Origin of the sequence: Blautia sp. 1033sp1_1033st1_G9_1033SCRN_220408 (assembly GCF_040929965.1) — a bacterium.
GTDB classification, from domain to species: Bacteria; Bacillota; Clostridia; order Lachnospirales; family Lachnospiraceae; genus Blautia_A; species Blautia_A ammoniilytica.
The window spans coordinates 253535-270445 of record NZ_JBFKZO010000002.1; the positions used below are offsets into that span (position 1 = coordinate 253535).

Below are 16911 nucleotides of genomic sequence, written 5' to 3' on the forward strand. Positions count from 1 at the left end.
ATCAGTCCTCCTTTTATGTGTTTGCTTTATGTGTTTGCTTTATGTGTTTGCTTTATGTATTTGCTTTATGTATTTGCTTTATCTTTTACAATGATCAGCGAATAATAGCCAGGATCATCCGGAATCTTTTCCACACTGTCAAAGATCTGCTCGTCTTCCATGCCACAGTTGCGGATCATCACCGCTTCTTCCCCCAGCTTTTGGATCTGCTGCCTGACTTCTTTCATCTTATGTCCTGCCTTCATCAGCACCTTTGTTCCCGGAAGCTTCAGCCCTTCCCGGATCTGATAGGAGGCCGGAAGCACATGAAGCTGCTGGCTTGTTTCTACCAGACCTGTATTCAGCCTTGCGCTGACTGCACAGAACGAAGGGATACCACTTATGATCTGTGTGTCATATCCCCGATCCGTTAGGATCCTATGTACATAAAGATATGTGGAATAAACAGTAGGATCTCCCAAAGTCAGAAAAGCCACCTTTTTCCCCTGCTCCAGAAGTGTTCCAAGAAGCTGTGCCCCTTTTTCATGATTTTCTTTCAGCTGCTTTTGGTCCTTTGTCATTGGCATAGGCACAGCAAGCAATTCTTTTTTCCTGATTCCTTCCCATGCACCGTAAACGATCCGGTAGGCAATGCTTTGCTCTGGGATTTCTCCAGGCACTGCCACCACATCTGCCTCTTTTATAATTCTTAGGGCTTTTAGCGTAAGCAGTTCCGGGTCTCCCGGTCCTACTCCTACCCCGTATAATTTTCCGGTCATAATTCTCCTTTATACTCCTTTTGAATCTTCTGGATCAGACAGGGAGCATCCTCTGTCATTCCCAGATAGCCATAAACATTAGAAAATACCACTGCTCCCAGAAGGATCTGATCATAAGAGCGGTGATTCAGATAAAACTGGATCCGTTTCATCACCTGCTCCATTGCAGGCTTTAAGATTCCGTTCTGTTCCAGGATCTGTAATGCCTCATCTGTAGTATTGCATTCCAGGATCTTACGGGCACACTCCAGATCAGACCCTGCACGGATCCCATTGGCTGCCAGTACCTCCATCCTTCCGTCTGCATTATGAGAATGGGTATTCATGATCCCTGCTGCCACCTTTACAAACTTCCCAATATGGGCCACAAAAAGAATGCCTTTTACTCCCATATCAATGGCCATATCAATAGTTTCCCCTACATAATTGCTGCATTTTATATTTTTTTCAAATGGCAGATCCATATGATTTTTCAAATATTCTGCGCCATAATTTCCAGGGGTTACAAGAAGATATTCCTCTCCCTGGGTAAAATGCTGTCTCATCTCCACACGAATGCTTTCGATAAGTGCTTTCTCGCTCATAGGCTCCACGATCCCACTGGTACCTAAAATGGAAATCCCGCCTTCTATGCCAAGCCTTGGATTAAAGGTTTTCTGGGCTGTCTTTTCTCCCTCAGGTACAGAAATGATGATCTTAAGACCACCTTCATAATCCCATTCCTGGGCAGCCTCTTCTGCTTCTTTTTTGATCATCGCCCGCGGAACAGGATTAATGGCAGCCTCTCCTATTTGCTGGGATAATCCTGGCTTTGTCACCCGTCCTACACCGATTCCCCCATCGATAAGGATTCCCGGAGTACTAATTTTTTCTGCCGAGGCATACACAAGGAGCCCGCTGGTGCTATCCGGATCATCTCCCCCATCCTTTCGGATCGCACAGGATGCCTTGTCTTTGTCAATACAAATATCCTCAGGAATCAGAGAAAGCCGGATCCCTTTTGGCGTCATAATCGATACCTCTTCCACCTTTTTCCCGGACAGAAGCATCTTTACTGCAGCCTTTGAAGCCGCAGCTGCACAGGAACCTGTGGTATATCCAAAACGCATTTTCTTTTGTCCCTTAATGACGTAATAATCTTCCAGACCTGTTTTATGCATGCCTTTTCCTTTCCTGTGATATGATTCCTTCTTTGAAGCTATATTCAGCCTGTACGCTCTTATCTGATAACTTTTACACACCCTATACAACCTTATGTTTCAGCCATTTACGGCTGTGGAAACGCCAAATAAATACGATGCCGCGGATGGTCCAGTCTGTAAACATTCCAAACCATACAGCCAGTGGTCCCATGCCTATAACACGGATCAGAAATACACATAAACAGAACCGAAACACCCACATGCTTACACAAGAGGTGATCATAGAAAAACGCACATCACCGGCAGCACGCATTCCATATGCCGGGATAAAGGATACCACCCATACAAGCGGCTTGACCACTGTGATCCAGGCCATCATCTGAAAGCACATCCTTGCACTTTCCGGCTCCATACCGCCAAGAATGGTGATAGGCTTTGTAAGGGCAAATACCAGAAGGCAGCATCCAATGATGATCATCTCAGCCACACAGCTCAGTTTCTTCACATAATAAACAGCCTCATCTTCCCGGCCTGCTCCGATACATTCTCCTACAATGGTCATCAGCCCGATCCCAACTCCCATAGCTGCCGTACCATTTAACATCTCCAGATTGTTAGTCATTGCCTGGGCTGCGATAGCTGTTGTACCAAGCGTGGAAACCGTAGACTGTATAGCAAGCTTTCCAAGCTGAAACATACTGTTCTCAATCCCGGAAGGAATCCCAAGTCCCAGGATCCTGCCGATCAATTTACGATCCGGACGTATCTTCAGATAATCCCTGACTACAATAGGCTGTCTGTCCTTCCTTAACTGCCAAAGTACAACAACTGCACAGAAGATCCTTGAAACCAGGGTTGCAATGGCAGCTCCTGCCACCCCCATATTAAATCCCCAGATCAGTATCGCATTGCCAACAATATTCATCACATTGGAGATTACTGAAATGATCAGTGGCCCTTTTGTATTTTCCTGTGCTCTGAAAATAGATGCACCAGAGTCATACAGTGCAATAAAAGGATAGGAAGCTGCTGAAAACAGAAAGTAAACAGAAGATGCTTCCATAACATCTGCATCTACTTTTCCAAAGATAAAATGAAGCAGAGGATCTTTAAAAAGAAGGCACAAAATAGTAACAGCAGCCGAAATGGACAGTATGATGAATAATACCTGTCTGGCTGATTTATTTGCCCTTTCATAATTACGCTGTCCCATATACTGAGCACAGATAATGGTTCCTCCTGCTGCAAGTGCAGAGAATGCCTGGATCAACAACACATTAATGGAATCCACAAGAGAAACTGCAGAAATAGCTGCAGATCCTACATTACTCACCATCATGGTATCAGCCGTACCCATAAAGGAATTCAACAGCTGTTCCAGAATGACCGGTACCAGAATGCTTTTTAACATTTTATTTGAAAAAAGATGTTTCTGCTCCATATATACTCCCTTTCCCTCTAATGAAGCTTTGTATTGACTGTCTTTTATCCTGAAGTCTTGTTATTTCTTTCTGAAAATGCTATGATTCTGTAATTAAAAAATCATTTAGAAAGGTAACCTTATGTGTCGTACCCTTACATATTCTGTTACAGACAAAGATGCAGGCGTAGAGATCCTTGATTTCCTGCGAAGCCATGGCTTTTCTCGCCATCTTCTGTCCTCGATGAAAAATGACCCAGGCTGCATCCGTCTGAATGAAGACCGTGGCTTTGGTCATACCCTGTTAAAAGAAGGGGATATACTTACCATCCTCCTTCGGGAAATGGATCCTCCATCTCTGATCTCTCCTGTAAAAATGGATCTGCAGATCCTTTTCGAGGATCAAGACCTGCTTGTTTTAAATAAACCTGCAGATATGCCGGTTCATCCATCTGCAGGCAATTATGAAAATACCCTGGCTAACGGAGTTTCTTATTATTTTGCTTCCAAAGAGCAGCCCTTTGTATACCGTTGTATCAACCGTCTGGATCGTGACACTTCCGGAGTCCTTGTGCTTGCCAAAAATGCTCTCAGTGCAGCTGTACTGTCCCAGCAGATGAAAGCCCGGCAGATCAAAAGAACGTATCTTGCCATTGTCACAGGGATCACACCCGAACATGGCACCATAGATGCTCCCATTGCCCGCGAAAACGGATCTGCCATTACCAGAATTGTGGACTTCCAAAATGGAGAAAAGGCGGTAACGCACTATGAGCGCCTCGCTGTCCATGCAAAGCGCTCACTTCTTGCTCTCCGACTGGACACAGGCCGGACACATCAGATCCGGGTCCACATGAAATATCTGGGCTTCCCTCTGCCAGGAGATTACTTATACAATCCGGACTACCGGATCATCCACAGACAACCGCTCCACTCCTATCAGCTGGAATTCACCCATCCTGTGACCGGTAGTCCCCTTTTATTTACTGCACCTGTTCCACAGGACTTTGCGTCTGCCTTTACAAAGGAACTGTCATGACCAATGATACAATCCCCGGCTTCTGCCAGATGAATCATTTATTTTTGTCATAAATGATCATCAGCCCCTTCAAAAGAAGATCCTCATCCAGAACGATCTTCTTTTTGCAATAGGGAACTATCTTTTTGGAAAGGCCGCCGGTTGCCACTACAAAGGGTTCTTTCCCAAGTTCCTCTCCGATTCGCTCCACGATCCCGTCCAAAGCAGCGGCATTGCTGTAGATCACACCGCTTTTCATACACTCAATGGTGTTTTTCCCAATGATCCTTCTAGGTGCGTCAATACTGATCCCACTAAGCTGGGATGCTCGTGCAGTGAGGGCATCCAGGGAAATGTTGATTCCCGGAAAGATCATACCCCCTACATAATGCTTCTTCTCATCCACAACGCTTACTGTACTGGCAGTGCCCATATCGATAATGGCCAGAGGCAGCGGATATTCTGCAATCCCTGCCACAGCATTTGCCACCAGGTCTGCCCCCAGTGAGCCGGGGTTATCCATCATAATATTCAGTCCTGTTTTCACGCCAGGGCCTAATACCATCACTTCTTTTTTCAGGATCTTTTCAGCAGCCAGCTTCACTGCGTTGGTGATCTGAGGCACAACAGAAGAAATAATGCATCCTTCAATGTCATTCTTCTTAATGTGGTAAATGTCCAGAAGCGTTTTAATGTCAACTGCATATTCCAATTCTGTTTTTGTTCTTACTGTAGAAAGCCTTTCAATAAAATAAGTCTTCTCCTTATCAATACAGCCGGCTACAATATTTGTGTTGCCAATATCGATTGCAAAAATCATGTTTCCTCCTGGTTACAGCCTTACGGCATCTCTTTTTACTGCTTCTGTGCCCTCAGTTGCTGTGCCGGGAAGCAGTCTTGCTTTATAAAGTGCAGCGCCTACCATTCCGGTGATCACAGTAGAAGAGATCATCTCACATACAGCATTAATTCCAACAAATGAGCAAATAAACACAATCACATTCTGGCCGCCCATCAGTCCCTGTATATACTCACTGTTGCCAAAAAGGACAACCAGCATTGTCATGAAAAACAGAGTATTAAGAAATGCGGAAAAGAAGCCTGTTACAGAGCAAGAAAGGTAAACATTCTTGGATTTCTTACGGGTTCCTCTGAAAATATATCCAAGAAGAATACCATCCAGAAATCTTGGTACAAATCTCTGAATAATAGCCAATGCAGGATTTATGGCAAAAAGTGTAGCACCCATGGCACTGGAGCCGCCAACGCCTATACACTGCAGACAGCTGGTAATACCAAACACTGCCCCTGCAACAGCTCCGCCTGCAGGCCCAAGTACAATGGCACTGATAGCTACCGGAATCACATTAAAGGTAATGGCAAGCGGGCCGATATTCAGATACCCAAGGGGTGTGTAGGCCATAAGAAGCAGGATGGCGATCATCAGGCCAAGCATAGTGATTTGTGATGTTTTCAGTTGATTTTTCATTTTGTCCTCCTTGTTATCGTTCCCTTTTCGGGATACAATACGGTGCTGGATCTGCGGATATTATGAATTTGTCCGCATCCTTTGGTTAATCAGTTACCTCCTGGTTCATAATCTCCAGGATCTTATCCAGGATCTTTCCGGCTGCATCCTCCTTGCTCATCAGCGGGAGTGATACTTCCTCATCCTGTGTAATCAGAGTCAGCACATTGGTATCTCCCTGGAATCCGGCTCCTGCCACCTTCACATTATTGGCAGCTACCATATTCAGGTTCTTCTTCTTTAGCTTGGCTCTGGAATTACTGAGCATATCGCGGGTTTCCATAGAAAATCCGCACAAAAACTGCCCGGGCACCTTATGCTCACCCAGGTATTTCAAAATATCCCTTGTTCTTTTTAGCGGAATGGACATCTGGTCATCCTGTTTTTTGAGCTTGTCCTCACTTACTGTAGCAGGGCAATAATCAGCTACTGCTGCAGCCTTGATGATAATATGCTGGCTGTCACTGATACTGGTCACAGCCTCATACATATCCTGGGCAGTTACAACAGGAATCAGCTTTACAAAAGCCGGAGGCTTAATGGCAACCGGTCCGCTGACCAAAGTTACCTCCGCTCCCCTTAGCATAGCTGCCTTTGCAATGGCATATCCCATCTTGCCAGAGGAATGATTCGTAATATAGCGTACCGGGTCAATGGGCTCCTGGGTAGGTCCTGCTGTTACCAGAACCTTCTTTCCTCTCAGATCCTTTGCTGCACCGATCTCCTGTAAAATATAAGAAAGAAGCGTCTCAGGCTCCGGCATCTTGCCTGCCCCTGTATCCCCACATGCCAGATGTCCTACTGCAGGATCGATCACAGAGTATCCATAGCCTGCAAGAATCTTTAAATTATCCTGCACAATGGGATTCTCAAACATATTGGTATTCATTGCTGGGGAAATAAATTTCCTGCATCTGCACGCCAGAATCGTAGTGGTAAGCATATCATCTGCAATGCCATGGGCCAGCTTGCCGATCACATTCGCACTTGCCGGTGCGATCATCACCACATCAGCCTTCTTGGCAACAGATACATGCTCCACAGAAAACTGAAAATTCCTGTCAAAGGTATCCACAAGACATTTATTTCCTGTAAGTGTTTCAAAAGTAATAGGATTTATAAAATTACATGCATTCTTTGTCATAAGCACATGTACATCTGCATGAAGCTTTACAAGCGCACTGGCAAGATATGCGATTTTATATGCAGCAATGCTGCCTGTCACTCCCAGAAGCACAGTTTTGTCTTTTAACATGGAAATAAATCGTCCTCCTCTGTAAAATTTCGATATGATGGTGTTACTGTACACAGGTAATATCCTGATTTATTATACGGCAGGGATTAATGGATTGCAATGGAATTTTTTTTACCCATTTGGTAAAATAGAAAAAAAAGAGCAGTGAAACCATATTGAGAAAGGAATGATCACCATGAAAAATATACAGATCACCGGCTGGTGCAGCCGTTTTATAGAAGAGCAGGTACAGGAAGGAGACCTGTGCATAGATGCCACAGCAGGAAACGGCTCAGATACCCTTCTTCTTTCCAGACTTTGCGGAAGTACAGGCCATGTACTTGCCTTTGATATCCAAAGAGACGCCCTGGATCACACAAAGGAAAAGCTTTTGAAAGAAAGTCCCTTTCAGAACTGCAAATGCATCCTGGATTCCCATTCCAACATGGAAGCATATGCATCCCCAGATACAGTCAGCTGCATTGTATTTAACTTCGGCTATCTTCCAGGTGGGGATCATACCATATCTACAAGGATAAAAACAAGTATGCCCGCTCTTTCTTCTTCGCTGAAGCTTCTGAAAAAAGGCGGGCTTTTGTCTCTTTGTATCTACAGCGGGGGAGATACAGGCTTTGAAGAGCATGATGCTATCCTTAGCTGGCTGAAAAGCCTTGATCCCCACTGTTATCTTGTTATCAAAAGTGAATTTTATAACAGGCCCAATCATCCGCCGGTGCCTGTGCTGGTGATCCGGCTGAAATAAACGGATCAGTCCCGGAAGATCAGTCCAGAACCTTGATGTACTCGATCACAGGCTGCTGGTCTGCCGGGATGGTGCCATTGTCGTCTGTAGGCTTGGCATCTTTGCAGATGGCATCTACCACATCCATACCAGAGGTAACTTCTCCGAATGCAGCATAATCTCCGTCCAGGAAGGTGCTGTCTGTCTGCACGATAAAGAACTGTGAGCTGGCACTATCCGGATCACTGCTCCTTGCCATAGAGATCACGCCTCTCTTATGGGAGATGTTATTCTCCACCTTGTTGTTCTTGAACTCCCCTTTAATGGTCTGATCAGAACCGCCGGTACCATTGCCAAGAGGATCTCCCCCCTGGATCATAAAGCCGTCCATGATCCTGTGAAAGGTAAGTCCATCATAAAAATTCTCCTGTACAAGCTTAATAAAATTAGTTACTGTAATAGGAGCTGTATCTGCATCCAGTTGTACATCGATGGTGCCATAATCCTTTACCTTGATCTCCACATCATGAGTACCGGTAAGGGACTTGCTTACATCCAGTGTAACTGCATCCTCTGAAGATCCAGTATCTGCCGCTTTCTCCGGCTCCTGGGAGGTTTCTTCTGCAGCATCTTCTGCATCCTCTACAGGCTGTCCGCTCTGGCCTTCCTCCTGGCTGCCCTCCTGTACATCTTCTGTATCAGAACCATCAGAAATACCAGCCTCCTCTGCATCCTTTTCTGTTCCCTGCTGCTCTTCAGACGCAGTCTTTGCGTTTTCCTTATTATCTGTGTCTTTGTTTCCACACCCTGTGAACATGCAGGCTGAAAGCACTGCTGCACAAAGCACTGCAAGATATTTACGTTTCATATTCATTATGCCTCCCAGATTACTTTTATTATATTATAATGACTGTTTTCTTGTACTCTTATCGAATCCGATCAGGAAAGCCTACTTTTCTCTGAACCTTACGCAAAGTTTTTGTTGCATAATAGTTTGCCTTTTCTGCATTTTCCTTGATAACAGAATCAATATATGCCTTATCCTTTGAAAGTCTGGCGAACTCATCCTGAAGCGGTTTCAGCACACTGACAACAGCTTCTCCAACTGCAGGCTTGAAGTCTCCATATCCCTTACCCTGGAATTCCTTCACTGTTTCATCCGGTGTTTTACCTGTGCATGCACTGTAAATATCGATCAGATTCTTGATTCCCGGCTGCTCATCCCTGTACAGGATACATCCTTCTGAGTCTGTAATTGCACGTTTGCACTTTCTCATAATAGTATCCGGATCATCCATCAGATAAATGCTTCCATTCGGGTTCTCATCAGATTTGGACATCTTTTTGGAAGGATCCTGAAGGCTCATGATCTTTGCACCTACCTTGCCGATATACGCTTCCGGAATTGTAAATACATCGCCGTAAATATTATTAAAACGCTCTGCAATGTTTCTTGTAAGTTCAAGATGCTGCATCTGGTCAATCCCCACCGGAACCACATCTGCCTGATACAGAAGAATATCTGCTGCCATCAGTACCGGATATGTAAAAAGTCCGCTGTTAATATTATCCGCATGTTTGGCTGCTTTGTCCTTGAACTGAGTCATACGGTTTAATTCTCCCATATAGGTAAAGCAGTCCAGGATCCATGCCAGTTCTGCATGACCGGACACGTGAGATTGATAATAGATGCAATTTTTCTTTGGATCCAGTCCTGCAGCAATATAAAGGGTAAGCAGATTCCTGGCTCTTTTGCGGAGCACTGCCGGATCCTGGCGTATGGTAATAGAGTGCATATCTACCACACTGTAAAAGCATTCATATTCATCACATAAAGTCACCCAATTCTTCAGGGCACCCAGATAATTACCCAGAGTAAGATTTCCTGTTGCCTGCATGCCGCTGAACAACACTTTATTTCCGTCGATCATAATGATTTCTCCTTCTTTTTTCATTCCTAGTCAGTTTAGCATTCTGTCACATTAAAGTCAATGTTGCAGTTATTTTTTATCTGCCGCTTATATCTACAGATGATTTTTATCTGGTCTTTTATCTGCCAGCTGTTTTATATTGCAAAACTGTTTTTTTCTGTTAAAATTAAAAAAGACAGTGTACAGCCTGTTATCATTTAAATCGAAAGAGAGGATCTGACATGGAAAAAATAACCAGTTTTACCATAGACCACATCAAATTGCAGCCTGGAGTATATGTATCCAGGAAAGACAAAGCAGGTGACAGCGTGATCACCACCTTTGATATCCGTATGACTTCCCCTAATGAAGAGCCTGTAATGAACACTGCTGAGCTTCATACCATCGAGCACCTGGCTGCTACTTTTTTAAGGAACCATCCTGTATTTGGTCCTAAGATGATCTACTGGGGACCAATGGGCTGCCGCACCGGCAATTATCTTCTTTTAAATGGAGACTACGAATCCAGGGATATTGTTCCCCTTATGATTGAAACCTTTGAATTTATCCGCGATTTTGAAGGAGAAGTACCTGGTGCTTCTGCCAGGGATTGTGGCAACTATTTGGATATGAATCTTGGCATGGCCAAATATCTGGCAAAGAAATATCTGGAGCAGGTGCTTTACGATATCCGCCCGGATCGTCTGGTTTATCCAAAATAATGTTTTATTACACAAAAAACGAACAGCACGGTCATCAAATGGCTGTGCTGTTCGTTTCTCAATTATTATTATTTTTGTAATGCTCTGTCTTATTGCTGCACAGTACCATCTGATACAGCTGCATCTCCCTGTGTACCGTCACTTACAGCCGCATTAGGATCCGCTGCTGCATTAGGGTCTGCTGCTGCATTAGGGTCTGCTGCCGCATTAGGATCTGCTGCCACTGCAGTCACATAATCTCCGGACGCATATAAGGTCTGTCCATTATAGTTCACTTCGATCCATCCATTATCACATACACCAGTGCTGGTAAGCTGGACCCCTGCGCCAACTCCTGTAACAAGCTCTGCATCTGTGCTTGCATCTGCACGAAGGTTCACTTCTGTATTGGTAGTATATACACCGTCCTGCTTGGTAACATTAACACCGCTTGCTGTCTGTACAATAACAGGCTCCGGAGTAGGTGTTACTTCTGGGGTAGGTGTCACCTCTGGAGTAGGTGTTGGCTCCGGAGTAGGTGTGATCTCCACAACTGTTACTGTTGAACCGGCTCCATCATCAAACCCACATCCTGGAAGCACAATAGCTGCTCCCAGTACAAGCAATGCCAATAATGTTTTTTTCATAATATATTTCCTCCTGACTCAGCTGCATGAATGCGCTGATTATTCACATATTAGTTATTAAAATTGTATTACAACTAATATACATGATTATTTCAGAATATGCAACCCATTTTCCCAAAAGATTCTTAGAGTATCATATCCTTTCAAACAGCACATCCACCTGACCGCCGCAGATCATTCCAAGATTTCCCTGTTCTGCATTGGACAGATTATAAGATACACATTCAGGAGAAACAACTTGTGTGCAATACCGGATCGCCTCATATTCTACCCTGCCGCCTCCAATGCTGCCCCAGGTCTTTCCATCATCCCCAACCAGCATTTTGCTTCCCACTCCTCTGGGAGATGAGCCAGATTTGCTTATGATAGTAACCATTACACCTGTTCGGCCGGCTTCCACTGCATGCTGTACATCCTCATCACAATATGCCATATAATGCTGGTTTTTCACCTTTACGATCTCCGCCATAATACTGACTGCGATCTCTGCCGGCATCTGCCCTCCCAGCGGCAGGCCAATGGGTGCATGGACTGACTCCAGCTGTTCCCTGGTATAGCCTTCATTTTCCAGATTCTCCATAGTGATCCGTACCTTAGTCCTGCTTCCGATCATACCAAGATAGGTATAGGGCCGATCCAGAATCTGCCGAACGCAGATACCGTCACCCACATGGCCTCTTGTAACGATCACATAATAAGCATTTGCATATGCCGGGATCCTTGCAGACAGTTCTTCAAAAGGAGCCGGTACCAGTACATCAGCATCGGGAAACCTGTCTTTTGTAAGAAATTCCTCTCTTTCATCCATAACAGTAACATGGAATCCTAGCATCTTACCTATCTTTGCTGTAGGACAGGATACATGACCTGCTCCAAGAAGGATCAGTCTTGGATTCTTCATGTAGATTTCCACAAAAAAAGATACTCCATAGATCTGCTTGATTCCGGTTTCCTCTATCTGATCTAATGCCTCTTCATAAGGGTGCCAGTTAAACCCGGGATCCGTCCCCTGCCATCCAAGGTCCGTCCTGTAAGCCTTCTGTCCCTGATGCTCTCCATCCAGGATCAAAACTGTTTTCAGTTTTCCCTGTTTTTCAAGTATATGGTATATTTCTCTATACATTTCCTGTGCCTCCGGCTATATGTGTTTTCAAGTCGAGCTGCTGTTACTCACCACCTGAAAGAGGTGGGAGTCTTCTCGACTGAGATTAAAATCTGCTATTATGCCAGCGCAAAGCCTTTAAAACCGAAAGCTGTTTTTATCCCTGTGGATATAAGTTCCCTGTTTTTCCCTGAGCAGCTTGCCGCCTGATACGCATAAGGTTCCTCTAAGGAAAACACTGTCAATCTCGCCATGAAGTGCAAAGCCTTCAAATGGGGTATTGTCTGTATTGCAAGCATGTGTCTTTGCTGAAATACTGCTTTCTTTTTCCGGGTCAAATATTACAATATCTGCATCGCTTCCCGGTGCAAGCACACCTTTTCTTGGGTATACACCATAAAGCTTTGCAGGATTTTCACATAACAGGCTGCACATCTGCTCCTGACTGATCCTTCCCATTCGTACTCCATAGGTGTACAGCAGGCTTCCTCTTGTCTGTATTCCCGGAAGCCCTCCTGGGATCTTTGTAAAATCATCCTTTCCAAGAGCCCTCTGCTCCAATGTAAAGCTGCAATGATCTGTGGCAACTGTCTGGATCTGTCCATTTGCCAGTGCCTTCCATAAGCATTCCTGATCTTCTTTTTTTCGAAGAGGAGGGGCACATACATATCTGGCTCCTTCAAAATCCGGCAGTGAATACTTACTATCATCTAGTAGCAGATAATGTGGACAGGTTTCCACATATACGATCTGTCCTCTTGCCCTGGCTGCCATAACTTCCTGATAAGCTTTCCGATTTGTAAGATGGACGATCATAACAGGTGCTCCAGCCGCTTCTGCGATTACCAGCAAACGGTGCACAGCTTCTGCCTCCATAGTATCCGGCCGCACCAACGGATGATTCTCAGGTCCCAGTCTGCCTGCTGCCTTTGCTTCCTGGGACAGTGCATCGATCACTTCTGCATTCTCGCAGTGTACTCCTGCAAAGCATCCTTCTTTATTTAGTTTCTTAATGATTTTGTAAATATCCCCATCCCCTACCATCATTGCCGGATAAGTCATATACAGCTTAAAGCTGGTGATCCCGGCATCGATCATATCCTGGATCTCTTTTTCTGTTTCTTCATTCCATTCCACGATAGACATATGGAATGAATAATCACAGGAGCATTTACCGTCTGCCTTTTTGTGCCATTTTTCCAGACCTTCTTTTAATGTATGGCCGCCTTTATCCTGTGACGCATAATCCACCACCATGGTGGTGCCTCCAAGAAGAGCCGCTTTTGTACCAGTTTCAAAATCATCCGCTGTAACAGTCCCCGCCACATCCAAGTCAAGATGAGTATGTCCGTCAATAAATCCGGGGAACAAAAGCTTTCCTGTTACATCTATAACGTTTGCCCCATCTTCCGGAAGTTTCTCTCCGACAGCAAGGATCTTCTCTCCATCTGTCAGTACATCTGCTTTCATTGACTTTTCTCCTGACACAACCGTTCCGTTCTTAAGTAAATATCTCATGGTGATACCTCCTTATCATTCAGGTTTTATGATTCCACTGTCCCGGGGACTGGCCCCATTATGAACATGTTGCCCTAAGGCATCATATCCGTTTGCTTCAATATAGCACTTTTGTACAGATTATTCCATACATATCCTTTAATTTTACAATTTTTTTTAGCTTTCCACATTTTTTTTGTGAAAATCCTTTTTATTTTTTTGCGCCTGTGATATACTATGATTACAGTATCAACAGGTCTGAGACCACCTGTGCATACACAAGGAGGACAAGCGACCATTTGCCTGGCAGCCGTAAAGGCACTAAGCAGTTACCATTATTTTATAGAAAGGGAGGCAGCTTTTATGGGACGTCTGACTGTCTTAAAACAAATCGCCCAGGATCTGGCTTCAGAATTCGGGCCTGACTGTGAGGTTGTGATACATGACCTGAAAACCAAGGATCCTGAACACTCTATTGTTTATATCGTAAACGGCCATGTTACAGGACGCAGCATTGGGGACGGGCCTTCAGATGCAGTGTTTGATGTAATTCGCAACCGGAACCGCAAAGGCAGCGAACCTTCTGACCACTCTGGTTATCTGATGAAAACCAGTGACGGCAAGATTCTGAAATGCAGCACATCCTATATCCGTGATGATGATGGATCTCTCCATTATGTATTTGGGATCAATTATGATATTACCAAGCTTACCATGATCGAGAATGCGCTCCACGCACTGATCACCCCGCAGAATAAGGAAGAAAATCCAAAGCAGATCTCTCACAATGTGAATGATTTGCTGGATCGCTTGATTGAGGAGTCTGTAGCACTTGCAGGCAAGCCAGTTGCATTGATGAATAAGGATGACAAAGTAAAAGCCATCCAGTTCCTAAATGATTCAGGGGCATTTCTTATTACAAAGTCAGGAGATAAGGTAGCCAATTATTTTGGCATTTCCAAATATACGCTATACAGCTATATTGATGTTAATAAGTAATTTTCCAAAGAAAAGGCCTGCGGCCTGGAAGAGATTTCACTTTTCTTCCAGAGCGCAGGCTTCTTTATATATTTCACAGGCGCCGCTGTTTACGCATCTTTTATAAGCACAGTCCATAAATGTCAGCTTTTTCTTTCCATCTGTGATCTCATATTCACAGCATACCGTATTACTTCCATTCATGGTCCTGCAAAATCCTGAAATAAATTCCTCTTCCACTTCTCTCCCCTCCTTGAAATTCCCTGTCAAAACAGCTATACTGTAATCATAAAACAACCCTATAAGGAGGCCATTATGAATCAGGAAATGTACGAAGAAGCAGTCCGCTCTAATATATTATCCAGACAGCTGATCGAAGAACTTCTCAACAGCCTGGACTATACCGGTATCTCATTCATCAATTCGACTATTGAAGTCCTAAAAGTAATCCGAACCCGTCTGGAACGTGGTGACAGGATCACAGATGAAGTATCCGGGATCACATATACCATGGACAGCTTTTATAATTTTGTAAAGGACCATTTTTCTTCTTATATCCTGAGCCAGGTTTTTGACGACCCGGCCCATGCAGAAAAAGTGTATTTTTCACTGGAGCCCTGCGATGGAGGTTATAATCTGGTCATGGCAGACTCTTCTCACAACAAGACTTATGAGTGGATCTCCTCCCTAAGCGAGCGGTTCTCCCTGGTGCATATGATCTCTACAGGGATCGTATATCTGAAGGACGTTAAGACCAATACATACCAGCCTTTCATCTCCGGCAACGGCAAATACTGCCGCTATGATAAAGAGTCCGGACATTTGGTAGAGCTTTAATCTTTCAGCTTGTGGATAAAGATCCCGCTGCGAAGCTTTGGCTCAAACCAGGTAGACTTGGGCGGCATCAGCTTACCCTCATCAGCGATCTGCATCAGATCCTCAACAGAGGTGGGATACATGGCAAATGCAATCCCACCTTCTTCTTTTGCCAGTTCTCCCAGCTGTTTCAGGCTTCGATTGCCTCCTACAAAGCGTATCCTGGGATCCCGCCTTTCATCTTTGATCCCCAGGACAGGTGCCAGCACTTTGTCATGAAGGATCTGCACATCCAACTGCCCCACAATATCCTTCTTTTCATATACATCCGGCCATGCCTTCAAATGGAACCACTGTCCGCCTATATACAGGCCGATGCAATGCTTCTCCACAGGCTTACATGGAAATCCGGGCATAGCCACTAATTCAAAATTAAACTTCAGGCTTGCAAGGAATGCCTGTTCTGTCAGACCGTTCAGATCCTTTACGATCCTGTTGTAAGGAAGGATGGTAAGCTGGTCAAAGGGAAAAACAACAGAAAGGAAAAAGTTAAATTCTTCCTCTCCTGTATAGTCTGGATGCTCCTGTCTTCTCTTCTGTCCTACCTTCACAGCAGATGCAGCCCTGTGATGGCCATCTGCAATATAAAAGGCAGGGATATCTCCAAACTCCTGTGAAATCTTCTGGATAGTATCCTTATCATCGATCACCCACACTCTGTGGATCACTTCATCCTCTGCCGTAAAATCATAAACTGCCTTGTGGGACTCTTTCCATTGCTCCATCAGAGAAAGAAGCTGCTGTGTATATCTGCAGGCAAGATAAATAGGACCTGTATTGGCATCACACACATCTACGTGGCGGATACGGTCCAGTTCCTTATCTTCCCTTGTAAGCTCATGCTTTTTCACTACACCATTTATGTAATCGTCAATGGATGCACAGCCTGCAATCCCTGTCTGGGTCCTGCCTTTACGGACCAGTTCATAAATATAATAGCAGGGATCAGGATCCTGGATCATAGTTCCTGTTTCTTCCATTTTTTCCAGGTTTTCTTTTGCCTTCTGATAAACAGAAGGGTCATACAGATCTACATCCTGCGGCAGGTCCATCTCAGCCCTATCCACATGCAGAAAGGAATCCGGATTTGCTTCTCCTATCGCCCTGGCTTCTTCACGATTCACCACATCATACGGAAGTGCAGCCACCTTTGCCGCCTTCTCCGGTACAGGACGAAGGGCACGAAAAGCCCTTAATATGGCCATAATAATCTCTCCTCTCATCTCTAAGTACAGTTATCTGCAGAATAATTTACCCAAAAACATCAGTTTATTTTACCACAGTTTCCACCCCATGACAATGAGCCTAATTTTTTTTTGAAATGCCTAAATATTTTTGCATATTTCTATTGTAAATTA

Annotated in this window: 18 protein-coding genes; 5 read left to right on the forward strand and 13 right to left on the reverse strand. The window is 44.5% G+C overall.

The genetic code is table 11. From position 1 onward, the window contains the following. Window positions 1-65 precede the first annotated feature (65 nt). The 3 genes from cobI to AB5916_RS02895 form a co-directional block, all read right to left on the reverse strand. On the reverse strand, window positions 66-758 hold the full coding sequence (gene cobI, locus AB5916_RS02885) for a precorrin-2 C(20)-methyltransferase (protein WP_368189170.1): 693 nt from the start codon (window positions 756-758) through the stop codon (window positions 66-68). Beyond that, complete coding sequence (gene cbiD / locus AB5916_RS02890; protein WP_368189171.1) at window positions 755-1918, reverse strand: cobalt-precorrin-5B (C(1))-methyltransferase CbiD; 1164 nt, start codon at window positions 1916-1918, stop codon at window positions 755-757. The genes cobI and cbiD overlap by 4 nt, the downstream gene beginning before the upstream one ends. Before the next feature lie 82 nt (window positions 1919-2000). Then, window positions 2001-3341: an MATE family efflux transporter gene (locus AB5916_RS02895; RefSeq protein WP_158421598.1), complete on the reverse strand. Its 1341-nt coding sequence runs from the start codon at window positions 3339-3341 to the stop codon at window positions 2001-2003. 121 nt (window positions 3342-3462) lie between these two features. Between AB5916_RS02895 and AB5916_RS02900 the strand changes: the two genes are divergently transcribed. Continuing rightward, on the forward strand, window positions 3463-4359 hold the full coding sequence (locus AB5916_RS02900) for an RluA family pseudouridine synthase (RefSeq protein WP_173726717.1): 897 nt from the start codon (window positions 3463-3465) through the stop codon (window positions 4357-4359). Window positions 4360-4393: 34 nt separating this feature from the next. Here the strand turns inward: AB5916_RS02900 and AB5916_RS02905 are convergent, their stop codons facing one another. From AB5916_RS02905 to coaBC, 3 genes are all read right to left on the reverse strand, one after another. After that, window positions 4394-5158: a type III pantothenate kinase gene (locus tag AB5916_RS02905; protein ID WP_158421596.1), complete on the reverse strand. Its 765-nt coding sequence runs from the start codon at window positions 5156-5158 to the stop codon at window positions 4394-4396. Window positions 5159-5170: 12 nt separating this feature from the next. Beyond that, window positions 5171-5827 (reverse strand): ECF transporter S component, encoded by a 657-nt coding sequence (locus tag AB5916_RS02910; RefSeq protein ID WP_158421595.1) that lies wholly within the window; start codon window positions 5825-5827, stop codon window positions 5171-5173. A gap of 85 nt (window positions 5828-5912) precedes the next feature. Then, entirely contained in the window at window positions 5913-7121 is a 1209-nt protein-coding gene (gene coaBC / locus AB5916_RS02915; RefSeq protein WP_368189172.1) for a bifunctional phosphopantothenoylcysteine decarboxylase/phosphopantothenate--cysteine ligase CoaBC, read from the reverse strand. A 175-nt stretch (window positions 7122-7296) separates the two neighbouring features. On the opposite strand from coaBC, the gene AB5916_RS02920 reads away from it, so the two are divergent. Beyond that, window positions 7297-7863, forward strand: a complete 567-nt coding sequence (locus tag AB5916_RS02920) for a class I SAM-dependent methyltransferase (RefSeq protein WP_368189198.1) — start codon at window positions 7297-7299, stop codon at window positions 7861-7863. Window positions 7864-7882: 19 nt separating this feature from the next. Here AB5916_RS02920 and AB5916_RS02925 read toward each other — a convergent pair whose 3' ends face one another. After that, window positions 7883-8557: a peptidylprolyl isomerase gene (locus AB5916_RS02925; protein ID WP_368189200.1), complete on the reverse strand. Its 675-nt coding sequence runs from the start codon at window positions 8555-8557 to the stop codon at window positions 7883-7885. Between the two features lie 211 nt (window positions 8558-8768). Then, window positions 8769-9773 carry a tryptophan--tRNA ligase gene (gene trpS, locus AB5916_RS02930; RefSeq protein ID WP_368189173.1) on the reverse strand — a complete coding sequence of 335 codons (1005 nt, stop codon included), beginning with the start codon at window positions 9771-9773 and terminating at the stop codon, window positions 8769-8771. Window positions 9774-9994: 221 nt separating this feature from the next. On the opposite strand from trpS, the gene AB5916_RS02935 reads away from it, so the two are divergent. Next, window positions 9995-10474: an S-ribosylhomocysteine lyase gene (locus tag AB5916_RS02935; RefSeq protein ID WP_158421591.1), complete on the forward strand. Its 480-nt coding sequence runs from the start codon at window positions 9995-9997 to the stop codon at window positions 10472-10474. Window positions 10475-10563: 89 nt separating this feature from the next. Here the strand turns inward: AB5916_RS02935 and AB5916_RS02940 are convergent, their stop codons facing one another. The 3 genes from AB5916_RS02940 to hydA all read right to left on the reverse strand — a co-directional run bounded on the left by AB5916_RS02940 (window position 10564) and on the right by hydA (window position 13720). Continuing rightward, window positions 10564-11100, reverse strand: a complete 537-nt coding sequence (locus AB5916_RS02940; RefSeq protein WP_368189174.1) for an SH3 domain-containing protein — start codon at window positions 11098-11100, stop codon at window positions 10564-10566. Between the two features lie 133 nt (window positions 11101-11233). Continuing rightward, window positions 11234-12223, reverse strand: coding sequence for an XdhC family protein (locus tag AB5916_RS02945; RefSeq protein ID WP_368189175.1), 990 nt, complete (start codon window positions 12221-12223; stop codon window positions 11234-11236). A 117-nt stretch (window positions 12224-12340) separates the two neighbouring features. Further along, window positions 12341-13720 carry a dihydropyrimidinase gene (gene hydA / locus AB5916_RS02950; RefSeq protein WP_368189176.1) on the reverse strand — a complete coding sequence of 460 codons (1380 nt, stop codon included), beginning with the start codon at window positions 13718-13720 and terminating at the stop codon, window positions 12341-12343. A gap of 342 nt (window positions 13721-14062) precedes the next feature. Here hydA and AB5916_RS02955 point away from each other — a divergent pair, with 342 nt between their 5' ends. Further along, a complete protein-coding gene (locus AB5916_RS02955; RefSeq protein ID WP_368189177.1) occupies window positions 14063-14698 on the forward strand; it encodes a transcriptional regulator in 636 nt (211 codons plus the stop codon). A 36-nt stretch (window positions 14699-14734) separates the two neighbouring features. Here AB5916_RS02955 and AB5916_RS02960 read toward each other — a convergent pair whose 3' ends face one another. Continuing rightward, on the reverse strand, window positions 14735-14917 hold the full coding sequence (locus tag AB5916_RS02960) for a hypothetical protein (protein WP_158421586.1): 183 nt from the start codon (window positions 14915-14917) through the stop codon (window positions 14735-14737). 75 nt (window positions 14918-14992) lie between these two features. Here AB5916_RS02960 and AB5916_RS02965 point away from each other — a divergent pair, with 75 nt between their 5' ends. Next, window positions 14993-15514, forward strand: coding sequence for a hypothetical protein (locus tag AB5916_RS02965; RefSeq protein WP_158421585.1), 522 nt, complete (start codon window positions 14993-14995; stop codon window positions 15512-15514). Here the strand turns inward: AB5916_RS02965 and AB5916_RS02970 are convergent. Continuing rightward, entirely contained in the window at window positions 15511-16758 is a 1248-nt protein-coding gene (locus tag AB5916_RS02970; protein ID WP_368189178.1) for a DUF1015 domain-containing protein, read from the reverse strand. The two genes, AB5916_RS02965 and AB5916_RS02970, sit on opposite strands and share 4 nt — an antisense overlap. Window positions 16759-16911: the final 153 nt, after the last annotated feature.

What these genes read in the sequence shown, in the direction of transcription:
- cobI (WP_368189170.1), bottom strand. Translation starts at nt 758, where the DNA reads ATGACCGGAAAATTATACGGGGTAGGAGTAGGACCGGGAGACCCGGAA.
- cbiD (WP_368189171.1), bottom strand. Translation starts at nt 1,918, where the DNA reads ATGCATAAAACAGGTCTGGAAGATTATTACGTCATTAAGGGACAAAAG.
- AB5916_RS02895 (WP_158421598.1), bottom strand. Translation starts at nt 3,341, where the DNA reads ATGGAGCAGAAACATCTTTTTTCAAATAAAATGTTAAAAAGCATTCTG.
- AB5916_RS02900 (WP_173726717.1), top strand. Translation starts at nt 3,463, where the DNA reads ATGTGTCGTACCCTTACATATTCTGTTACAGACAAAGATGCAGGCGTA.
- AB5916_RS02905 (WP_158421596.1), bottom strand. Translation starts at nt 5,158, where the DNA reads ATGATTTTTGCAATCGATATTGGCAACACAAATATTGTAGCCGGCTGT.
- AB5916_RS02910 (WP_158421595.1), bottom strand. Translation starts at nt 5,827, where the DNA reads ATGAAAAATCAACTGAAAACATCACAAATCACTATGCTTGGCCTGATG.
- coaBC (WP_368189172.1), bottom strand. Translation starts at nt 7,121, where the DNA reads ATGTTAAAAGACAAAACTGTGCTTCTGGGAGTGACAGGCAGCATTGCT.
- AB5916_RS02920 (WP_368189198.1), top strand. Translation starts at nt 7,297, where the DNA reads ATGAAAAATATACAGATCACCGGCTGGTGCAGCCGTTTTATAGAAGAG.
- trpS (WP_368189173.1), bottom strand. Translation starts at nt 9,773, where the DNA reads ATGATCGACGGAAATAAAGTGTTGTTCAGCGGCATGCAGGCAACAGGA.
- AB5916_RS02935 (WP_158421591.1), top strand. Translation starts at nt 9,995, where the DNA reads ATGGAAAAAATAACCAGTTTTACCATAGACCACATCAAATTGCAGCCT.
- AB5916_RS02940 (WP_368189174.1), bottom strand. Translation starts at nt 11,100, where the DNA reads ATGAAAAAAACATTATTGGCATTGCTTGTACTGGGAGCAGCTATTGTG.
- AB5916_RS02945 (WP_368189175.1), bottom strand. Translation starts at nt 12,223, where the DNA reads ATGTATAGAGAAATATACCATATACTTGAAAAACAGGGAAAACTGAAA.
- hydA (WP_368189176.1), bottom strand. Translation starts at nt 13,720, where the DNA reads ATGAGATATTTACTTAAGAACGGAACGGTTGTGTCAGGAGAAAAGTCA.
- AB5916_RS02955 (WP_368189177.1), top strand. Translation starts at nt 14,063, where the DNA reads ATGGGACGTCTGACTGTCTTAAAACAAATCGCCCAGGATCTGGCTTCA.
- AB5916_RS02965 (WP_158421585.1), top strand. Translation starts at nt 14,993, where the DNA reads ATGAATCAGGAAATGTACGAAGAAGCAGTCCGCTCTAATATATTATCC.
- AB5916_RS02970 (WP_368189178.1), bottom strand. Translation starts at nt 16,758, where the DNA reads ATGGCCATATTAAGGGCTTTTCGTGCCCTTCGTCCTGTACCGGAGAAG.